Below are 19,590 nucleotides of genomic sequence, written 5' to 3' on the forward strand. Positions count from 1 at the left end.
TTTACAATTTTCTTTTTGAGCAATGTTTTTTCATAATTAATATTTATTTTTTTTCATAGTTTATATGCCCCCTTTGAAATATCCTTATTATGGTTATTTTAATTTGTTTATCTATATAAAACAATTAATATTTAAAATCTGTTTACATATTTGAATACGAAAGAAGGAATTTAATATAATTATACAGAATATTTAGATAAATAGGAGGTGTCGAATTTTGAGTGAAATTGAATTAAAAAGGAATGTAATTAAGACAGGGAGTGAGAAGAGGATTATTCTTCGTTTTATACTCTCTAGTCTAGTTGGGGTGTTTATGTTCTTCGTACCAGTTACGATAAACGGTGCTTCGTCCATTATGATTGATCATATCGTATCTTGGATTAGGGCGTCCGTTCCGAGCATAGTACCTTATTACGCACTACTCGTTATGGTAGTGGGGGCAATTTATCCGTTTTATACGAAAAAATGGAATACGTCCCTCGTAGACATTTGTTTTTCTATTTTAAAAGTAGTTGGTATCGTTTTCGGTGTAGTATATTGTTTGAAAGTAGGGCCAGCTTGGTTCTTTGCGCCAGATGTAGGGCCGTTTTTGTATGAGAAACTAGTCATATCGGTAAGTTTACTCGTTCCGATTGGTTCGGCGTTTTTAGCGCTATTAGTCGGATATGGATTGCTTGAATTTATCGGTACGTTTTGCCGACCAATTATGAGACCGTTATGGAAAACACCTGGACGATCAGCAATTGATGCAGTTGCTTCTTTCGTTGGAAGTTATTCGCTTGCGCTTCTCATTACTAACCGAGTTTATAAAGAGGGGAAATATACAACAAAAGAAGCAGCTATTATCGCTACAGGTTTTTCTACAGTATCCGCTACATTTATGATTATCATCGCAAAAACATTAGACATTATGCATTTATGGAATGTTTATTTTTGGACTACTCTCGTTGTAACATTCATCGTAACTGCTATCACCGTAAGAATCCCACCACTTAGTAGAAAACCAGATACATATGTAACGGAAGAAGGGTTCCCAGAGCCTGTTTATAAGGAGAAAATGTTAGAACGCGCTTGGGAAGACGCGTTAGAAGTATCGAAATCTGCACCGAGTATTACGAAAAATATCGCAGTGAATTTAAAAGATGGATTTATTATGACGATGGGAATTTTGCCATCCATTATGTCAGTCGGATTAATTGGTATCGTCTTAGCGAAATTCACGCCAATATTTGATTGGATCAGTTATATTTTCTATCCTTTTACATGGTTATTACAATTACCAGAAGCAGAACTAGCTGCTAAAGCGGCATCCGTCGGTATTGCGGAAATGTTTTTACCATCATTATTAGTAGTTAGTGCACCACTTGTGACAAAGTTTGTCATTGCGGTTGTTTCGGTATCATCTATATTGTTTTTCTCAGCATCCATCCCATGTATTTTATCGACAGATATTCCGTTAAAAGTATCAGAACTTATTATTCTGTACGTACAAAGAACGATATTAACATTGCTTATCATTACGCCGATTGCTTATTTGTTACTTTAAAAAGGGGAAAAGTATAAAAAAGAATCCTTCTATAAAAGGAAGGATTCTTTTGTTTAGTGTTTTTATCAAGTAAATACTTTAAAATGTAAACTGTTTTGATGTTTTATTTGTTTTTCGAATATGACGTAATACTTCTTAAGAAAATTCCTAATCCTGCAAAAAAGAATCCTAAGCATAATAAGCTGCCTGGCGTTCCCCAAGTAATTTGATCTAGCATTTTTATATCCTCCCATTTATCCCGTATTAATTAACTGTAAAACTTTCACCGTTTAAAGTTTCACCTTATTATTATATAGTATTTTTTGGAAGTTATCCAGATTTATCCACAATATCAACCTGAAAAATTGATTCATAAATGAAAAAAACAATGATTTTTTTGTAGAAATAATAGCGTTTTTAATTTACATGAAATGAAACCAATATAAATGTAGCTTGCTATAATGGGATGGACACGGTATTTGTTACAGGATTTTACGGATTATTATGTAAGAATGTATTAGAAATTGAATTTTAAATACATTTAAAAGTTAGTTTTAACATTTTAATATATATATAATTAAATTATAATTTCTGTGATATAGTAAGAAAAAAGGGGGCTTACAAATGGAAATCATTCACGAAAGAGCAAAGTTACGGTTAATAGATAGTGATGATGTCGAAACTTTGTTTTCGATTGTAGAAGGAAATCGGGGTATTTGGGCGTATTTAATCTCTAAAATGGATAGTGTGCAAGATATGCAACAATATGTGCAAAAAGCGATACAAGGTTATGGAAAGGGTACGCAAATCCCTTTCGTTGTAGTGGATCAACAGACGAATAAGATTGTAGGAAGTACACGTCTATATAATATTTCAGTGGAAGATAAAACAGTCGAGTTAGGACAAACGTGGTATCATCCAAGTGTCCAGCGTACGAGTATAAATACAGAGTGTAAGTATATGCTTCTCCAGTATGCTTTTGAAAAACTGCATATGCTCAGGGTACAAATTAAGACGGATGCAAGGAATGAAAAAGCACAGCGAGCAATTGAAAGGTTAGGTGCAGTAAAAGAGGGCGTGCTTAGAAATGAAAGAAAATTGCCAAACGGATATGTGAGAGATGCAGTGGTGTACAGTATTATTTCGAGTGAATGGCCAGGCGTAAAAGAACAATTGTTAGAAAAGTTAGAGTTGTATAAAGAAAAGCTATAATTCGTGTTTTGAAAGGTATATTGTTCGTGATGCATGAAAAATATACCTTTTTTCTTACAAAATGCTACTTTATTTTAATTCCTTTTGTTTCATCGTTCCCTTCTGAGAAAAAATTCGTTACAATGTAGTTGTATGGTAATAAACTTATGAATTTAAAACATGTAATGAAAACCGCAAATGAAAATGAATTGATAATCCTCAATTTTAAATGAAAACCCTTTTATACATAAATAACAAGTAAAGTTCCTTCTTTTAAATAAACTCAAACAAAACGATTTGATATAAATGTTTTTTATATAAGTATGGATGATGTACGGAGGCAATTACAAATGAAAGAAAATAAGAAAAGTAAGAAAAGACGAATCTTTCAAGTATTTTTACTAATGATTTGTTCTGCTATTTTATATGTAAGTTATGCAGCTTACGATATTTGGAGCTATCGTTTTAAAACAGACGATAGTGTGAAAACGGATGCTGGTATCGTACTAGGAGCGGCTTCTTGGAATGGGAAACCATCCCCTGTATTTAAAGAAAGAATTAATCATGCGATTTCTTTATATAAGAACGGAAACATTAAAAAGATTATTTTTACGGGTGGTACAAAGTTTGAGGCAGAACTTGAGGAAGCGCGTACTGCAAGAGTATATGCAATGAAACAAGGTGTAAAAGACGAAGATATTTTAATTGAAACAAAATCCCTTTTCACGGAAGAAAACTTAAAGAATGCGAAGGAAGTTGGAATAGAGAACGGAATACGCACATACACGATTGTAAGTGATCCACTTCATATGAAACGCGCAATGAGAATCGCAAAACATATTAATATTGAAGCGTATGCTTCACCAACGCCGACATCAGCATATAAAACGTTAGACACAGAAATTCCATTCTTCTTTAAAGAATTATTCTCGTATATTGGATATGTAACCTCTTTGCCATTAAAGGCATTAAAGGGAGACTAACATAAGAAAAGAACCTATCTTTAAATAGGAACTTTTCTTATTAGTCAAAAACATTGTATTTTTATCGGAATAGTGAAACAATAGAGAGGTAGCTTCATATAATCATAATGACAAAATGAACGGTTTATGAATCGAACATAAAGGAGATTATAGTATGGCACTCTCATTTGTTGAAACAGAAGAACAATCTTTCATTATTACACAAATAAATAAATTGATTCCGAAGTTCATGGAAAGGGAGCATCAACTAAGTGAATTAGGATCATTTCCGTATGAAAATATAAGTGATTTGAAAGATATCGGATATACGAAATTAACGTTACCGAAGGAATTTGGTGGTAGTGCGATTTCTTTATATGACTTCGTTTTATTTCAAGAGAAAATCGCGGAAGGCTGCGGAGCTACTGCATTATCGATTGGCTGGCATCTTGGCATTGTGAAAGAGCTAGCGGAAAATCGCTCTTGGAATGATGAGATGTTCAAATGGTTTTGCGAAGAAGTGCGTAACGGTGCACTCTTTAACAGGGCAGCAACAGAACCAAAGACAGGGAGTCCGACGCGTGGCGGCAAACCAGAAACAATAGCGGTTCAACAAGGCGAGAAGTGGGTTATAAACGGAAGGAAAACCTTTACAACGATGGCGCCAATACTTGATTATTTTATTATTTCAGCGAGTATGGAAGGCCGAGATGAAGTTGGTGAGTTTGTTATTCCAAGAAATACACTCGGTGTATCTATTGAAGAAACGTGGGATAGCGTTGCGATGCGAGGAACCGCTAGTCACGACCTTGTCTTACAAAATGTAGAGATAGAAAACCGATTTTTTACGGATGTAAAAGGCGGGAAAGTGAAACAAAAGGGTATTGGCTGGTTGCTACATATACCAGCATGTTATTTAGGAATTGCACAATCAGCAAGAAATTATGCAGTTCAGTTTGCGGGATCATACAAACCAAATAGTTTAAACCATTCTATTAGTTTATTACCGAATGTTAGAAGATTAGTTGGAGAATTAGAACTCGAGCTTATGCAAGCTCGCGTCTTTTTATATCAAATTGCGAAAAAATACGATGAGGCAGAAGATAAACTGTCACTGCAAGCCGAACTAGCGGCAGTGAAATATGCTGTAACAAATGCGTCAATATCTATTGTAGATAAATCAATGCGCATCGTAGGAGCAAAAAGTTTGTCAGAAAAAAATCCGCTTCACCGTTATTATTTAAACGTTAGAGCAGGACTACACAATCCGCCGATGGACGATGCAACACTGTCTATGCTTGCGGATGCGGCGTTTCGGTCGTAGGTTTTTTAACTTGAATTTTATTGTTTATGGACAATATAGTTATTTTGAAAGCACGTGTTTAATTAGTAATCGAACACGTGCTTTTTATGTGCAGGAACGTACCAAGTTGAGATGTAGGCTTTTAATATAAATGGTTATCATGATTTTGGAAGTGTTCCTGATTAAAAAAATATTTATTACAATGTTAGTTTGACAGCTTTTAATCCCAAATTAATGGTCTTTCCAAATCTACCATTCGTAAATATTGTAAAAATTGACCTGCATGGACCGCATCATGATAGGCAATTCGTAATAGCATATCGCCTAAATATCGTTGATAGCCAACATCGCTTCGATCAATAAGTCTTGAATCTAGCTCTGCTATGCTTATTGATTGAACATATTCTATGAAATCGGCAAAACATGATTGTGCTAATTCAATCTCTTTTTTAACACAAGTAATTGGCTCGTCATCATACGGGATATGTATGTCGTTTATTGAGCCGTTGTTTTTTAAAATCATATGATAGTAAAAAGTTGAGCTCCATACGTGACGAATCATTTCACCAAAGGACATAGCCTCGTGATCAGGCTTCCAATTAAGAAAATTATCGGGAAGAGAATTCCATAATTTTTCTGAGCGCCTTCTCGTTTCTTTCAAATTTAATATACTAAGATCAATTGCATTCATAATACATTCTCCTTTACTGTTAAATTTAAAATAATTGTATCAATTTAATAGTTAGGGTATCATCGAAATATGAATGTATATCCGAATATCTCATATATAGCTAAACTAATTGCTGAACCTACAAGAGCAATCATCTTAGATTGTTTAATGAATAATCAAGCACTACCTGCTAGCGAATTAGCTTACATGGCAAAGGTGTCACATCCAACAATTAGTTCTCATCTTTCTAAATTAGTAGAGGGGAATCTACTTACAGTTGAACAACATGGTAGACATCGTTACTATCGACTTGCTAATCAAGAGGTAGCAGAGGTTCTTGAAAAGTTAGGAACAATCGCTCCAACAGTTCAAGTTCGTTCTTTAAAACAATCAGATCAACTAAAACAAATTCGTTATGCTCGAACTTGTTACGATCATCTTGCAGGTAGACTCGGTGTAGAGATAACCGAAAAATTATTAGATAAGGAATTTATCATTTTAGAGAAAGGAGAATACATTGTAACGGAACAAGGCAAGCAATGGTTTCTGAATTTTAGAATAAATATTGAAACGGCAGATATAAAGAGAAGAATATTTGCAAAACCTTGTCTTGATTGGAGTGAAAGACGTTACCATATTTCTGGTTGGTTAGGATCTGCAATAGCAAAACTATTTTTTGAACAGGAATGGATTACAAAAACGGATAAGAATCGGGCTGTCCATCTTACAAGAAAAGGTATGAAGTTCTTGAAAGACGAATTAGGCATTGACATGGAAAATAAAGAAATGAAATAACCTGAGTCTATACAAATGTAGACTCAGGTTATTTCATTTCTTTTAAAAATCTTCAGTGATATTTGCGCATGGCAAATTAACCTCGTTTGCTTTACGGAAAGAGATTAACTGCAAAAATAGTAGTTGAGACGATTCTATTAAATTAGTAATCATATTCATTGAAAATTATGCGTAAGAATATAGTAAATGAAGGGAGATATAAAATGAATAAGGTGAAACTGAAAGTATTTAATATAAAGTATGTAATGATATGTATTTTATTCACGATTATATGTATTCTCACTTCATTCTTCATTTCTAGTAATTCAAGCGTATTTAAATCTTATTATATTAATCAATTATTAGGAACGAATTCTACGAAAGGCCTTATGTATATGATAGGCAGTGAAAATCGTTATTTTGCCGAAGAATTTCATAAAGAAAAAGGACGAGCGTCTTTGGAATCTTTTTTACTTTCACTTTCTACAAATATTAATGTAAATGACCTCCGAAGCTTATTAACTCGAGAACTTCCAAATATGAATCAATTTTATTCGGAAATATTAATTGCGGGGGAAGGAACAGATTATACGAACATTCCCGAAGAATCTAGTATTCCTTTAGAGAATATTAAGAATGAAGGTACTGCTGTTAAACACCCAAAGAGTGAGAAAGAAAATAATTCAAATACACAAAATAACGGTGAAAATAAAGTTTTTATTTATCATACACATAGTTGGGAGGCGTTTATTCCTCTCATTCCAGGTGCTACTAAACCTAATGATGCCTCTAGTACAAATAATGAAGTGAACATTACGTTTGTTGGAAATTATTTAAAACAAAAGTTAGAAGAAAAAGGGATAGGTGTTTCACATGATACGACGAATATGAGAGATTTTCTGCGAAGTAAAAATTTAAATTGGGCTCAATCTTATAAAGGGTCCCGTCAAATATTACAAGATAAATTAACGCAAGATAAAAATATTATGTTTCCAATGGACCTTCATAGAGATGATGCAAGAAAAAATATTACAACTAAAAATATTAACGGAAAGAATTATGCGAGGCTCTATTTTATTTTAGGACGAGAGAATCCTAGCTTTGAAAAAAATAAAAAAATAGTAACGGCAATAAATTCATATTTAGACGAGAAGTATTACGGTTTAAGCCGAGGAATTTTTATTAAAGATCGTAAAAGCGGGAACGGAGTATATAATCAAGACCTTTCTCCAAATGCTTTACTTATTGAAATGGGAGGCGTAGATAATACACCAGAAGAACTGTATGCTTCCGTAGACGCATTAGTAGAAGCATTTAGCCATTACTATAATGAAGTAACAAAGAAAAATAACTAAAATAAAAAGGAGTGACACCTAGTTAGGCGTTCTAGGGGGTTACTCCTTTTTTGTAGAATATGAAAAATATAAGATTACCAATACACGTTATCAATTGAAAAAATCTTTCTTTTCATTCTTCTTTTTATCGTTTTATAGGAGAATGCTATGCTTCTTATTTCACCTACTGTATAATAAGAAAAAAGCACGAAAAGAGGTTATCTCATGCTAGAGGTTATTGCAACATGTTTAGAAGATGTGAAACGAATTGAACGAGCTGGCGGAAAGCGAATTGAATTAATTTCATCTTATACAGAAGGCGGTTTAACGCCGAGTTATGCATTTATAAAAAAAGCGGTAGAAGCAGTACAAATACCGATTCACGTTATGATTCGTCCGCATGCGAAGTCTTTTACATATACGGAAGAAGAAATTGAAATGATGAAAGAAGATATTGTAGTTGCTCAGAAATTAGGAGTAGCTGGTGTTGTATTAGGTGTATTAAATGAAAGAAATGAAGTGGATGAAGAGAAACTAACGGATTTATTATCTGTGGTAGATGGGATAAATGTCACATATCATCGTGCAATAGACGACACGGAAAATCCAGTAGAAGCAATGAGAACGTTAAAGAAGTTTCATAAAGTGACTCACGTCTTAACTTCAGGTGGACAAGGGAATATAGTAGAGAATATTCCGGTGCTTACAGATATGCAAAAGGTAAGCGATGGTCAAATTCAGCTTGTTGTTGGAGCTGGTGTAACGAAAGAAAATATAAAGCAATTGCTAAATGAAACTGGAATTTCGCAAGCTCATGTCGGTACAGCGGTAAGAGAAGGGAAATCATGTTTTGCTGAAATTGATCCTAATTTCGTACAAGAATTAGTTCAAATCATACAATAAACAATTAAGAAAGAGGAGAAACGATGAAGGAAAATACGAAGAAAGAATTATTCTCATGGGCGAAAACGATAGGATTTACCCTTGTATTAATCGCAATTATTCGCGGTGTTTTATTTACACCGTCATTAGTACAAGGCGAATCGATGATGCCGACTTTAGAAAATAACGAACGAGTTCTCGTCAATAAGATTGGGTATAGTATAAGTGGATTAGAACGCTTTGATATTATCGTTTTCCATGGAAAAGAAGGATATGATTTAGTAAAACGAGTAATTGGTTTACCAGGCGATACAGTTGAGTATAAAAATGATGTTTTATATGTAAACGGCAAAGCGATGGAAGAACCATATTTAAAAGAGTTTAAAGAAAAAGCAGCAGGTCGTGTATTAACTCCAGACTTTACGTTAGAACAAATTACAGGAAAAACGAAAGTGCCAGAAGGCCAAGTGTTTGTATTAGGTGATAATCGTGAAGTTTCTAAAGACGGTCGTATGTTTGGATTTATTTCAGAAGATGAAATTGTCGGAAAAGGACAAGCTGTTTTCTGGCCGTTGAAACAAGTAAGAGCGCTATAAAGAAAAAGTATGGGGGAAATATTCTTCCATACTTTTTTTATGCCTATTTATTTAAACGTTTGGTTTTGCTATAACTTGAGCTTTTGAAAGAGAAGCATCATTATTTCTAGAATTTATTTTGTATTCACTTTACATAAAGGTTAAGTAGTTGAAAAATATATTGATAGAATTGAAAGAATATTTTATAATTTTAAATTATATGTTTGTTTCGAAAAATGGAATTTAAGTTCCGAAATTCGGAATAAGAGGGAGAGAGAATGACTATAAATAAAACGGCAGTTAAGACAATGGATATTTTACAGTTGTTTTATGAGCATGAAGAGCTAAGTTTAACAGAAATGGTTCAGCTTACAAGTATGCCGAAAACATCTGTTTATCGTTTAATTGGTTCGTTAGAAGAAATGGAATTTTTACAAAAAAATGAGAAGGGGAAATATCGTCTAGGAGTCGTTTTTTTACGGTTTGGTCAACTTGTTTCACAAAGACTATCAGTAAGAAATATTGCGATTCCATATATGAAAGAGCTTAGAGATAGTTTAGGCCAGGCAGTTAATTTAATTATTCAAGATGGTAATGATGCGATTTATGTGGAAAAGATGGAAGGCGTTCAGCCTGTACGTGTGTATACGGCGGTTGGAAGAAGAGCGCCGCTTTATGCGGGTGCATGTCCGAGAATATTGCTATCGTATTTTTCAGAGCAAGAGAAACAGAATTACATAGAGGAAACGGATTTAAAACAGTTTGCAGATGGAACAATCGTGGATAAGGAGCAATTGCTAGAAGTGTTACAAATGGCGAAAAAGGAAGGACATACAATTAGCTATTCTGAGTTAGAAAATCATACAGCCGCTATAGCAGCGCCCATTTTTGCAAGTGATGGAACGGTTGTAGCAGGCATTAGTATTTCAGGATTAGCAATTGAGTACAGCGAAAGTAACATTCCATATTTTATCGCGAAGGTGAAAGAGACAGCGAATCGCATTTCGAAAGAACTCGGCTTTTTGGCATAGAAAGAGGGAGTAGGATGAAATTTTCTGCGTTAGGGGATCAAGCAATTATTGTTACATTTGGTGAAGAAATCGGGATGGATGTATACGAAAAAGTACAACGACTATTTCAAGCGTTACAACAACATCCGTTTACAGGAATGATTGAATGCGTTCCGTCATTTACTTCATTGGCCGTTTACTATAATTTGTATGAAGTATGGAAGGGAAATGATAGAAAGATAAGACCGTATGATTACGTATGCCAATACATAGTTAGAATGTTAGATACGTATAAGGAAGAGCTGAAACGAGATGTGAAACATATTTCTATACCCGTTTGTTACGGGGGAGAGTATGGACCTGATTTAGAAGAGGTCGCACATTATCACGGTTTACAAGTAGAAGATGTGATTCGCATACATAGTGAAACAACGTATTTTGTATATATGTTAGGCTTTACACCAGGGTTCCCATATTTAGGAGGACTATCAAAAGAACTAGAAACACCTAGAAAAGAAATACCGCGGTTACAAATCTCTCCTGGTTCGGTAGGAATCGGCGGAAATCAAACAGGTATTTATCCGCTTGAAACACCGGGTGGATGGAATATTATTGGCCGAACACCAATCTCCTTATTTAATCCGGAAGAAGAAACACCAACCTTTATTCAAAGCGGTATGTATTTACGATTTATCCCAATAACGAAGGAAGAGTACGTTTCACTTGAGGGGGCTAAAGAATGGATGTAGAAGTTTTGCATGCAGGGATGTTTACAACAGTCCAAGATTTAGGACGATCTCATTATCAACAATACGGTGTGCCAGTTGGCGGGGTTATGGATCAAAGTGCACTTCGGATGATTAATATGTTAGTTGGTAATGAAGAGAATGAAGCGGCACTTGAAATGACGATTATGGGACCGAAATTGTTAATAAAGAAAACGACGTTACTTGCGATTGGCGGTGCGGATATGGAACCGTTACTAAATGGGGAGCGTATACCATTATGGCGTCCCATTTTAGCGGAAGAAGGTAGTATGCTTTGCTTTGGAAAAGTGAAAAGTGGTTGCAGAGCGTATGTGACTTTTGCAGGTGGTATCTATATTGATCGTACGATGGGAAGCAAAAGTACTTACATACGTGCTGCGATTGGTGGTATGGAAGGAAGAATGCTGAAAAAAGGAGACTATTTTCAACTTGGGGAAAGATCAGAAATGGCTCATCGTTTCATGCAAGGCTTACAAAAGGGTGAGCGCATAAAAACAAAATGGGCAATTAGCAGTAGCGTACTACCAAAATATAAGAAGTATCCTAAACTTCGCGTCATAACTGGTTTTGAATATGATCAATTTACAGAAGAAAGCAAAAAGGCATTTTTTACGAAAGAGTATAAAGTATCTAATTACGCTGACCGTATGGGCTATAGGGTTGAGGGAGAAATTTTAAATAGAGCCGTTGAAAAAGAGATTTTATCGAGTTCTGTTACATTTGGAACCATTCAAGTTCCTAATGGTGGACAGCCAATTATATTAATGGCAGATAGGCAAACGACAGGTGGTTATCCGAGAATGGGAAGTATCATTTCAGTAGATTTACCTCTTCTTGCCCAGTTAAAACCAGGGGACTATGTATCATTTGAGAATATTACGCTTGAAGAAGCGGAACAATTGTACATAGAAAAAGAAGTAAATATGAATCTATTAAAAAAGTTCATCGCTTTACGAAGCTGAGTGCAGGAGGGAAATATCATGACTACAATTGATTTGAATTGTGATTTAGGAGAAAGTTTTGGCGCTTATAAAATGGGGAATGATGATGAAATTCTTCCGTTCGTTTCCTCTATAAACGTTGCATGTGGTTTTCATGCGGGTGATCCGTCCGTTATGCGGCAAACAGTTGAAAAGGCAATGCAACATAACGTTGCGATAGGGGCACATCCCGGATTTCCAGATTTAATTGGATTTGGTAGAAGGAACATGAACGTTCCAGCAAGTGAAGTATATGATTATGTTCTATATCAAATTGGTGCATTAGACGGTTTTGTAAAAGCAGCTGGCGGGAAGATGCATCATGTGAAACCACACGGTGCTCTATATAATATGGCGGCAACTAATCCGGAAATTGCAGATGCAATTGCAAAGGCAATATATCATATGAATTCAAGTCTATCACTTTACGGATTAGCAAATAGCGAGGCGTTTATACAGGCTGCGGAAAAATACAATATAACTTTCGTACAAGAAGCTTTCGCAGATCGTACGTATAAGCAAGATGGAACATTAACGAGTCGTACGGAAGAAAATGCGCTTATAAAAAATGAAGAAGAAGCGATAAAGCAAGTGCTTCAAATGGTGAAAGAAGGCTATGTAAATTCGGTGAACGGGCAGAAAGTAGCAGTTCAGGCGCAGACGATCTGTTTACATGGTGATGGAGAGAAAGCTGTACAATTTGCGAGAAGAATATACAGAACATTCGAAAATAATGAGATTTCTATATGCACACCGAAATAAAATAATGAGGGGAAGTGTTGGAATTGGTGAAATTAATCGGGATATTACTTGTTGCAGTGGGCTTTTTATTTAGATTAAATACACTATTAGTCGTTATGGTTGCAGGTATTGTTACGGGGATGGTTTCAGGATTAAGCTTTTATGATGTGATCAGCATGTTCGGTAAATTTTTCATAGAAAATAGATATATGTCTATGCCTATCATACTAACTTTACCGGTAATCGGAATTTTAGAGCGTTACGGTTTGAAAGAAAGAGCAGAAGCACTTATAACGAAATCAAAAGGTGCAACAACTGGAAGAGTATTAATGTCATATTTTACGATAAGAGAATCATCAGCAGCACTTGGACTGAATATTGGAGGTCATGCGCAAACGGTAAGACCACTCGTTGCACCGATGGCGGAAGGGGCTGCGCAAGGTAAATACGGTAAGCTCCCTGAAAAATTAAGAGAAAAGATTAAAGCAAATGCAGCGGCTGCGGAAAATACAGCTTGGTTTTTCGGAGAAGATATTTTTATCGCAACTGGTGCGATTCTATTAATGAAAGGATTCTTCGATTCAGTAGGTATGCATGTAGGTGTATGGGATATGGCGCTTTGGGGTATTCCAACTGCAATATCTGCACTTATCGTAAGCTGGATTAGATTTAAAAGGTTTGATAAATATATAGCGAAAACGATGACATCAAAAGAAAAAGAAGAGAAGGAGGCAATATAAAATGAACATCATCACAATGGATACAATCTATTATGTATTAGGTATAATCGTTGCCTTTATCGCAGTTCGTATCGCATTTGATCGTGAACATCCAAACCGATTTGGTTCTAGTTTATTTTGGGCATTGTTTGCAGTTACATTTTTATTTGGAAATGTAATCCCTTCGTTTTACGTTGGCTGTATTGTACTCGCTATGGTTGTATTAGCTTCACTAAATAAAGTAACAAAATCAGAGGAGAAAGAAGTTCCAGTACAAGAACGTGTGAAACATGCTGAGAAATTAAAAAACAAAATTTTTATGCCTGCACTTTTAATACCTATTTTTACAATTATCGGTACGTTAACGTTAGGAAAAATTAAATGGGGAAATGTCTCCCTTGTTGATCCAGATAAAGTAACGCTAGTAGCATTAGCATTAGGAGCATTACTTGCATTCGTTGCGGCGATGCGCATTACAAAATCGAAGATAACAACTCCTGTGCAAGAAGGAAGTAGACTATTACAAGCTGTCGGCTGGGCTGTTATTTTACCACAAATGTTAGCGGCACTTGGCGGTATTTTCGCAAAATCTGGCGTTGGACAAGTCGTTTCTGATTTAGTCGGCCAAGTGTTACCGACAGAGTATCCGTTCGTTGCTGTTATGGCGTACTGTTTAGGAATGATGCTTTTCACAGTCGTAATGGGAAATGCTTTCGCAGCGTTTGCCGTTATTACTGGCGGAATTGGTTTACCTTTAATTGTTCAAATGCACGGAGGAAACCCAGCGATTATGGCAGCGCTTGGTATGTTTGCCGGATATTGCGGAACGCTACTTACGCCAATGGCAGCAAACTTTAATATCGTTCCGGCAATGCTGTTAGAACTAAAAGATAAAAATGCCGTTATTAAAGCACAGGTACCAATTGCTCTTTCCATTTTCATTATTAATATGTTTATTATGTACGGCCTTGTATATCGTTTCTAATTAGGAGGATAAAACTATGAAAACAGTATTATTAACAGGATTCGATCCGTTCGGCGGAGAAAGTATCAATCCAGCTTGGGAAGTTTCAAAAAGTTTGCATGAAAAAACAATCGGAGAATATAAGATTATTAGTAAACAAGTCCCAACTGTATTTCATAAATCAATACAAGTTTTAAAAGAATATATAGATGAACTAAACCCAGAAATAATTATATGTATCGGACAGGCTGGGGGCAGACCAAATATTACGATAGAGCGTGTCGCAATTAATATTGATGATGCAAGAATTGCTGACAATGAAGGAAACCAGCCGGTAGATGTACCGGTCGTAGAAGAAGGACCAGCTGCTTATTGGTCTACACTTCCGATGAAAGCAATTGTAAAAAGACTACAGGAAGAGGGCATACCGGCTTCCGTTTCACAAACTGCAGGTACATTCGTTTGTAATCACTTATTCTATGGTCTCATGCATGAACTAGAGAAACAGGATCAGAAAATAAAAGGCGGGTTTGTTCATATTCCGTTTTTACCAGAGCAAGCGAGTAATTATCCAGGGCAACCGAGTATGTCACTTTCTACTATTCGTAAAGGGATAGAGTTGGCAGTTGAGGTAACGACGACCGTTGAGGTGGATATTGTAGAGGTTGGTGGCACGACGCATTAAGTAGAATGAATTGCACGACATCTCCTGTAAACAACTGGTATAATAAGTATAGCAATATACATAGAGGTGATTTTTGTGCAACAATTTGAAGAAGTACGTTTGATTTTAGAAAAAGCGAAGAAAATTACAGTATTAACAGGAGCTGGTGCAAGTACGGAAAGTGGTATACCAGATTTTCGTTCGGCAAATGGATTGTATGCTGATGCGAATGTGGAGATGTACTTATCAAGAGGGTACTATAACCGAAGTCCGAAAGAATTTTGGAAGCATTATAAAGAAATCTTTCAAATCAATACGTTTCATCAATATAAACCAAATCGTGGGCATCGCTTTTTAGCAGAGCTAGAAGAGCAAGGGAAAGATATTACGATTTTAACGCAAAATATTGATGGTTTACATCAATTAGGTGGTAGTAAACATGTTATTGATTTACATGGAACGCTTCAAACAGCACATTGTCCGAAGTGTAAAACGGGATATGATTTGCAGTATATGATTGATCATGAAGTGCCGCGCTGTCAGAAGTGTAATTTCATTTTAAATCCAGACGTTGTTTTATACGGAGATACATTGCCGCAATATCAAAATGCGGTCAAACGTTTATATGAAACAGATGTGCTTATCGTTATGGGAACGTCACTAAAAGTACAACCAGTCGCTTCATTCCCGCAAATTGCAAAGAGAGAAGTAGGAGCAACAACCATCTTAGTAAATGAAGAATTAACAGGGCAAGAATATAACTTTGATTATGTTTTTCAAAATAAGATTGGTGAATTTGTTGAAGGATTATCTTCAATAAAATAAATTATCAAAAAAACTGAGGTATCCGCCTCAGTTTTTTATTTGGAGAATCACAGTTTAAAGCATTTCGATAATGTAGCAACCACATCTCTATAACCTATAAAAAAGGTTTTAGTTGGCAAAATAGCCGAATAGAAAGAAATGTTTTCTTTAACGAATATACAGTCGTCATAAAGTAAGCTAATATGTAGCTGTTGTAAAGGTTCTATTTGGTGCTGCCTTAGGTATAAAACTAAGTCATTATAAAGTTGCGTACTATACTCACTTACAGACCACTCTAATGAAAGCTGACCTGCTATGCTAGTCCACCATACTTTAAAACTACATATTAATTCTTTGAATAATTCTTCATTACATAAATGATTATCAAAAAGCTTCTCATAAAACATATGATTTTCATCATAAAAAATTTGCGAATCATATTTGTCATTAGCAATTTGTTTGCGAAGTGAATGCCATAATTCTTTGAAATTTGCTTCAAAGTTAGTAGAGAAATTGAATTGTCTTGCTATGTAAGGAAAACGTAAATTTCCTTTTTTCTCTTTTTGGTTGAGATAAATATTTTGAATATAAATCATAAAGTTTAAACAATGGGGCGCATTAGTATGTATTGTAAATGAATCTGTCATTTTCGTTCTCTCCTTAAGTAATGTCTTTTATGAATTTATTTCTTTAGTATACAAATAAATGTAAACTAATGGTATAAAAATAAATTTGTACCATTTTTCTTTTGGAATAATATTCATGTTATTGTGCATTAAGGGAATGGTAATAAATAGGATATAAAATTAAAAAACTGAAAATTAAATCTTTTATTTCTTTTATAATTAATATAAAATTCTATATATATCATATAAATAAATTTGATACATAATGGTTCCATGTAGAAATGTTAATAGAATGAAGCGAGGGAGCGAAATGAGACAGAAAAAGGAGCAGAAGAAACAATCGAAAAAGAAAAAGACTCATATTCCTTTTCGGTTAAATGTACTATTTTTTATCGTCTTTCTTTTATTTTCAGCTATTATAATTCAATTAGGTAAAGTACAAATCATTGATGGAGAAACGTATAGAAATGAAGTGAACAAAAAGGAAGATGTAACGGTAAGTACACCTGTTCCTAGAGGGAAAATGTTTGATCGACAAGGTCAGGTGATTGTAAATAACAAACCACTACGAACCGTTACATATACGAAAATGAAAGGAGTAGATTCGAAAGAAGTTTTACAAGTAGCAAGACAGTTAGCCCAGTTAATTGAAATGTCGCCAGAGGATATAGACAAGTTAACAGAAACAGATAAAAAAGATTTTTGGATGCAGTTAAATGAAAAGCGGGCAGCAGCAAAAGTAACGAAAGAAGATGAGAGTAAATTTAGGAAGCAGGAGATAGAAGGGAAAGAATTAGATAAAAAAGTTGAAGAGTTACGTAGGGAAAGAATTACACAAGAAGAATTAAGCGAACTTTCAAAAGAGGATCTAGAAGTACTAGCAATTAAAAGTAAGATGAATGCGGGATATAAAATGACGCCGCAAATCATTAAAAAAGATGTAAGTCAAAATGAATATGCAGTCGTAAGTGAAAGATTGGCAAGCTTGCCAGGAGTGGATACGACAGTGGACTGGGAACGTGAATACCCAAATGATAAAATACTTCGTTCTATTCTTGGTAGCGTTTCTACTGAAAATGAAGGATTGCCAAGGGAACAATTAGATTATTATTTAGTACGTGATTATAACCGAAATGACCGCATTGGTAAGAGTTACATCGAAAAGCAATATGAAGACGCATTACATGGAACGAAAGAGCAATCTAGAAGCATTACAGATAAAGCAGGAAATATAATCCGGACAGAAAAAGTGACTGAAGGAAAAAGTGGAAATAATTTAATGTTAACAGTAGATATGGAGTTACAGAAAAAAGTAGAGGAAAGTCTTGAAAAGAATTTACGAGCATTTCATTCTGCAGAGCCGATGATGGATCGTGCATTCGTTGTAATGATGAATCCGAAAAACGGTCAAATTTTATCGATGGCAGGAAAGAAAATTGTAAATAAAGATGGCGGGATGCAAATAGAAGACTATGCTTTAGGGACGATGACAAGTTCTTATGAGTTAGGGTCAACTGTGAAAGGGGCTACATTATTAGCCGGCTATCAAACTGACACAATTAAGCCGTATACGCATTTCTTTGATGCACCCATGTATTTTAAAGGAAGCTCTAAGCCGAAGAAATCGTGGAAAGACTTTGGTGATATTGATGATTTAAGAGCTTTACAAATTTCATCAAACGTATATATGTTTAATACAGCATTAAAAATGGCAGGTATAAATTATGTGCCAAACAATCCATTAGACATTAAACAAGAAACATTTAATAAAATGCGATACTATTTTAGACAATTTGGTTTAGGTGTACCGACTGGTATTGACTTGCCGAATGAATCGATTGGTCAAATGGGTAGAACGGATAACATACCTGGTTTTTTACTTGATTATGCGATTGGACAATACGATACATATACGCCGCTTCAACTTGCTCAATATATTTCAACCATTGCAAACGGTGGTTACAGAATGAAACCGCAAATTGTGCAAGAAGTGAGAGAGCAACCACATAGACCAGAGGATGTTGGAAAAGTTATTCGATCTATTGAACCAGTTATTTTAAATCGAGTAGATATGAACACTTCATACATTAATCATGTAAAAGAAGGATTTAGAAGAGTTTTTCAAGAGAATGACGGAACAGGTACTGCAACGTTTAAAGGATTACCGTATAAACCAGCTGGAAAAACAGGGACAGCTGAAACTGTGTATGGCGGAGAAAGTGAAATTGGAAGAGATGAAAACAATAATCGAAAAAAATGTTATAATTTAACTCTTGCCGGTTATGCGCCGTATGATGCTGATCCGGAAGTAGCTTTTTCAGTTGTTGTACCATGGGTGAATGATGACAAATCAGGAATTAATTCCGCGATTGGTAAAGAGATTTTGGATGCGTATTTTGAATTGAAAGCGAAAAGAGCAGGTGGAAATCCAGTCCCAGTAGAGCAGCCGAACAAGGCCCAGTAAAAATAGTATCACTGCATGGAGATATATGGTGCAGTGATATATTTTTTGATTTAAAAAGCGTTTGAATAAGGTGGGAATGGATATGAAACAGGAGATTAAAAGAGGTTGGGGGAAATACATACTCTTCGTGTTTGTTTTGGTAGTAGCCTATCATTCTTTTACTTTATGTAAAGTGGAAGGGAAATCAATGCAACCGACTTTATATGAAGAAGACTACGTATTTGTAAATAAAGCAGCAGTACACTTTTCCGATTTAGAGCATGGAGAAATTGTCATTATAAAGGAAGAGGATGAATCGAAATATTATGTGAAACGAGTAATAGGACTTCCTGGTGACGTAATTAACATAACGAATGGATCTGTATATGTAAATGATAAAAAACAAGAAGAACCGTATACAAATAAAGATTTATTCAATAATACACAAGTGTTTTATAACTTTCAAAAGACAAAAATCCCACCAAATAAATTATTTGTAATGGGAGATAATCGTGAACTTAGTAGAGATAGTCGAAATGGTTTAGGATATATTGAAGAAGATAATATAATAGGCAAAGTGGAATTTGTATATTATCCTTTTTCAAAAATGAAGATCATAGAATAAGTGGGGGTTTCTCTATCCCCACTTATTAACG

The 19,590-nt window shown here is 35.0% G+C and carries 20 protein-coding genes; 18 read left to right on the forward strand and 2 right to left on the reverse strand.

Translation table 11 applies throughout. From position 1 onward, the window contains the following. The first annotated feature begins 217 nt into the window (after positions 1-217). The 4 genes from MR147_RS04700 (at position 218) to MR147_RS04715 (ending at position 5,002) form a co-directional block, all read left to right on the forward strand. Entirely contained in the window at positions 218-1,546 is a 1,329-nt protein-coding gene (locus MR147_RS04700) for a YjiH family protein (protein ID WP_242303701.1), read from the forward strand. Between the two features lie 603 nt (positions 1,547-2,149). After that, positions 2,150-2,737: a GNAT family N-acetyltransferase gene (locus MR147_RS04705; protein ID WP_242303702.1), complete on the forward strand. Its 588-nt coding sequence runs from the start codon at positions 2,150-2,152 to the stop codon at positions 2,735-2,737. A 329-nt stretch (positions 2,738-3,066) separates the two neighbouring features. Then, entirely contained in the window at positions 3,067-3,699 is a 633-nt protein-coding gene (locus MR147_RS04710; RefSeq protein WP_016717896.1) for a YdcF family protein, read from the forward strand. Positions 3,700-3,853: 154 nt separating this feature from the next. Next, positions 3,854-5,002 (forward strand): acyl-CoA dehydrogenase family protein, encoded by a 1,149-nt coding sequence (locus tag MR147_RS04715; RefSeq protein WP_242303703.1) that lies wholly within the window; start codon positions 3,854-3,856, stop codon positions 5,000-5,002. 199 nt (positions 5,003-5,201) lie between these two features. Here the strand turns inward: MR147_RS04715 and MR147_RS04720 are convergent, their stop codons facing one another. Further along, positions 5,202-5,672, reverse strand: coding sequence for a DinB family protein (locus tag MR147_RS04720; RefSeq protein WP_074610932.1), 471 nt, complete (start codon positions 5,670-5,672; stop codon positions 5,202-5,204). A gap of 69 nt (positions 5,673-5,741) precedes the next feature. On the opposite strand from MR147_RS04720, the gene MR147_RS04725 reads away from it, so the two are divergent. The 12 genes from MR147_RS04725 (at position 5,742) to MR147_RS04780 (ending at position 15,886) form a co-directional block, all read left to right on the forward strand. Then, positions 5,742-6,446 carry an ArsR/SmtB family transcription factor gene (locus MR147_RS04725; protein WP_242303704.1) on the forward strand — a complete coding sequence of 235 codons (705 nt, stop codon included), beginning with the start codon at positions 5,742-5,744 and terminating at the stop codon, positions 6,444-6,446. Between the two features lie 203 nt (positions 6,447-6,649). Continuing rightward, entirely contained in the window at positions 6,650-7,780 is a 1,131-nt protein-coding gene (locus tag MR147_RS04730; RefSeq protein ID WP_242303705.1) for a stage II sporulation protein P, read from the forward strand. 204 nt (positions 7,781-7,984) lie between these two features. Next, positions 7,985-8,662: a copper homeostasis protein CutC gene (locus MR147_RS04735; RefSeq protein WP_242303706.1), complete on the forward strand. Its 678-nt coding sequence runs from the start codon at positions 7,985-7,987 to the stop codon at positions 8,660-8,662. Positions 8,663-8,685: 23 nt separating this feature from the next. Beyond that, complete coding sequence (gene lepB, locus MR147_RS04740; protein WP_000662493.1) at positions 8,686-9,237, forward strand: signal peptidase I; 552 nt, start codon at positions 8,686-8,688, stop codon at positions 9,235-9,237. Between the two features lie 257 nt (positions 9,238-9,494). After that, a complete protein-coding gene (locus MR147_RS04745) occupies positions 9,495-10,247 on the forward strand; it encodes an IclR family transcriptional regulator (RefSeq protein ID WP_242303707.1) in 753 nt (250 codons plus the stop codon). Between the two features lie 14 nt (positions 10,248-10,261). After that, complete coding sequence (gene pxpB, locus MR147_RS04750) at positions 10,262-10,975, forward strand: 5-oxoprolinase subunit PxpB (protein ID WP_242303708.1); 714 nt, start codon at positions 10,262-10,264, stop codon at positions 10,973-10,975. Continuing rightward, the gene (locus MR147_RS04755) at positions 10,966-11,955 is read left to right on the forward strand and encodes a 5-oxoprolinase subunit C family protein (protein ID WP_242303709.1); all 990 of its coding nucleotides are present in this window, start codon (positions 10,966-10,968) and stop codon (positions 11,953-11,955) included. Before pxpB ends, MR147_RS04755 begins: the two co-directional genes overlap by 10 nt. Before the next feature lie 18 nt (positions 11,956-11,973). Then, complete coding sequence (gene pxpA, locus MR147_RS04760; RefSeq protein WP_242303710.1) at positions 11,974-12,735, forward strand: 5-oxoprolinase subunit PxpA; 762 nt, start codon at positions 11,974-11,976, stop codon at positions 12,733-12,735. Positions 12,736-12,758: 23 nt separating this feature from the next. After that, complete coding sequence (locus MR147_RS04765; protein WP_000239801.1) at positions 12,759-13,454, forward strand: DUF969 domain-containing protein; 696 nt, start codon at positions 12,759-12,761, stop codon at positions 13,452-13,454. 1 nt (position 13,455) lies between these two features. Next, positions 13,456-14,418: a DUF979 domain-containing protein gene (locus MR147_RS04770; protein WP_001021658.1), complete on the forward strand. Its 963-nt coding sequence runs from the start codon at positions 13,456-13,458 to the stop codon at positions 14,416-14,418. A gap of 16 nt (positions 14,419-14,434) precedes the next feature. Continuing rightward, positions 14,435-15,082, forward strand: coding sequence for a pyroglutamyl-peptidase I (gene pcp, locus MR147_RS04775; protein ID WP_074609496.1), 648 nt, complete (start codon positions 14,435-14,437; stop codon positions 15,080-15,082). Between the two features lie 75 nt (positions 15,083-15,157). Then, positions 15,158-15,886: an NAD-dependent protein deacylase gene (locus MR147_RS04780; protein WP_242303711.1), complete on the forward strand. Its 729-nt coding sequence runs from the start codon at positions 15,158-15,160 to the stop codon at positions 15,884-15,886. 47 nt (positions 15,887-15,933) lie between these two features. Here MR147_RS04780 and MR147_RS04785 read toward each other — a convergent pair whose 3' ends face one another. Continuing rightward, positions 15,934-16,512 (reverse strand): hypothetical protein, encoded by a 579-nt coding sequence (locus MR147_RS04785; protein ID WP_242303712.1) that lies wholly within the window; start codon positions 16,510-16,512, stop codon positions 15,934-15,936. Positions 16,513-16,801: 289 nt separating this feature from the next. On the opposite strand from MR147_RS04785, the gene MR147_RS04790 reads away from it, so the two are divergent. Both MR147_RS04790 and lepB (MR147_RS04795) read left to right on the forward strand, forming a co-directional pair. Continuing rightward, positions 16,802-18,955, forward strand: a complete 2,154-nt coding sequence (locus MR147_RS04790; RefSeq protein WP_242303713.1) for a peptidoglycan D,D-transpeptidase FtsI family protein — start codon at positions 16,802-16,804, stop codon at positions 18,953-18,955. An 82-nt stretch (positions 18,956-19,037) separates the two neighbouring features. Further along, positions 19,038-19,559 (forward strand): signal peptidase I, encoded by a 522-nt coding sequence (gene lepB, locus MR147_RS04795; protein ID WP_000806883.1) that lies wholly within the window; start codon positions 19,038-19,040, stop codon positions 19,557-19,559. Positions 19,560-19,590 lie beyond the last annotated feature (31 nt).

The sequence above is a fragment of the Bacillus cereus group sp. BfR-BA-01350 genome, assembly GCF_022663775.1.
In the GTDB taxonomy this organism is placed as follows: domain Bacteria; phylum Bacillota; class Bacilli; order Bacillales; family Bacillaceae_G; genus Bacillus_A; species Bacillus_A paranthracis.

What these genes read in the sequence shown, in the direction of transcription:
- MR147_RS04730 (WP_242303705.1), top strand. Translation starts at nt 6,650, where the DNA reads ATGAATAAGGTGAAACTGAAAGTATTTAATATAAAGTATGTAATGATA.
- MR147_RS04710 (WP_016717896.1), top strand. Translation starts at nt 3,067, where the DNA reads ATGAAAGAAAATAAGAAAAGTAAGAAAAGACGAATCTTTCAAGTATTT.
- pxpA (WP_242303710.1), top strand. Translation starts at nt 11,974, where the DNA reads ATGACTACAATTGATTTGAATTGTGATTTAGGAGAAAGTTTTGGCGCT.
- lepB (WP_000806883.1), top strand. Translation starts at nt 19,038, where the DNA reads ATGAAACAGGAGATTAAAAGAGGTTGGGGGAAATACATACTCTTCGTG.
- MR147_RS04705 (WP_242303702.1), top strand. Translation starts at nt 2,150, where the DNA reads ATGGAAATCATTCACGAAAGAGCAAAGTTACGGTTAATAGATAGTGAT.
- MR147_RS04715 (WP_242303703.1), top strand. Translation starts at nt 3,854, where the DNA reads ATGGCACTCTCATTTGTTGAAACAGAAGAACAATCTTTCATTATTACA.
- MR147_RS04785 (WP_242303712.1), bottom strand. Translation starts at nt 16,512, where the DNA reads ATGACAGATTCATTTACAATACATACTAATGCGCCCCATTGTTTAAAC.
- MR147_RS04790 (WP_242303713.1), top strand. Translation starts at nt 16,802, where the DNA reads ATGAGACAGAAAAAGGAGCAGAAGAAACAATCGAAAAAGAAAAAGACT.
- pxpB (WP_242303708.1), top strand. Translation starts at nt 10,262, where the DNA reads ATGAAATTTTCTGCGTTAGGGGATCAAGCAATTATTGTTACATTTGGT.
- MR147_RS04745 (WP_242303707.1), top strand. Translation starts at nt 9,495, where the DNA reads ATGACTATAAATAAAACGGCAGTTAAGACAATGGATATTTTACAGTTG.
- MR147_RS04720 (WP_074610932.1), bottom strand. Translation starts at nt 5,672, where the DNA reads ATGAATGCAATTGATCTTAGTATATTAAATTTGAAAGAAACGAGAAGG.
- MR147_RS04735 (WP_242303706.1), top strand. Translation starts at nt 7,985, where the DNA reads ATGCTAGAGGTTATTGCAACATGTTTAGAAGATGTGAAACGAATTGAA.
- MR147_RS04725 (WP_242303704.1), top strand. Translation starts at nt 5,742, where the DNA reads ATGAATGTATATCCGAATATCTCATATATAGCTAAACTAATTGCTGAA.
- lepB (WP_000662493.1), top strand. Translation starts at nt 8,686, where the DNA reads ATGAAGGAAAATACGAAGAAAGAATTATTCTCATGGGCGAAAACGATA.
- MR147_RS04755 (WP_242303709.1), top strand. Translation starts at nt 10,966, where the DNA reads ATGGATGTAGAAGTTTTGCATGCAGGGATGTTTACAACAGTCCAAGAT.
- MR147_RS04770 (WP_001021658.1), top strand. Translation starts at nt 13,456, where the DNA reads ATGAACATCATCACAATGGATACAATCTATTATGTATTAGGTATAATC.
- pcp (WP_074609496.1), top strand. Translation starts at nt 14,435, where the DNA reads ATGAAAACAGTATTATTAACAGGATTCGATCCGTTCGGCGGAGAAAGT.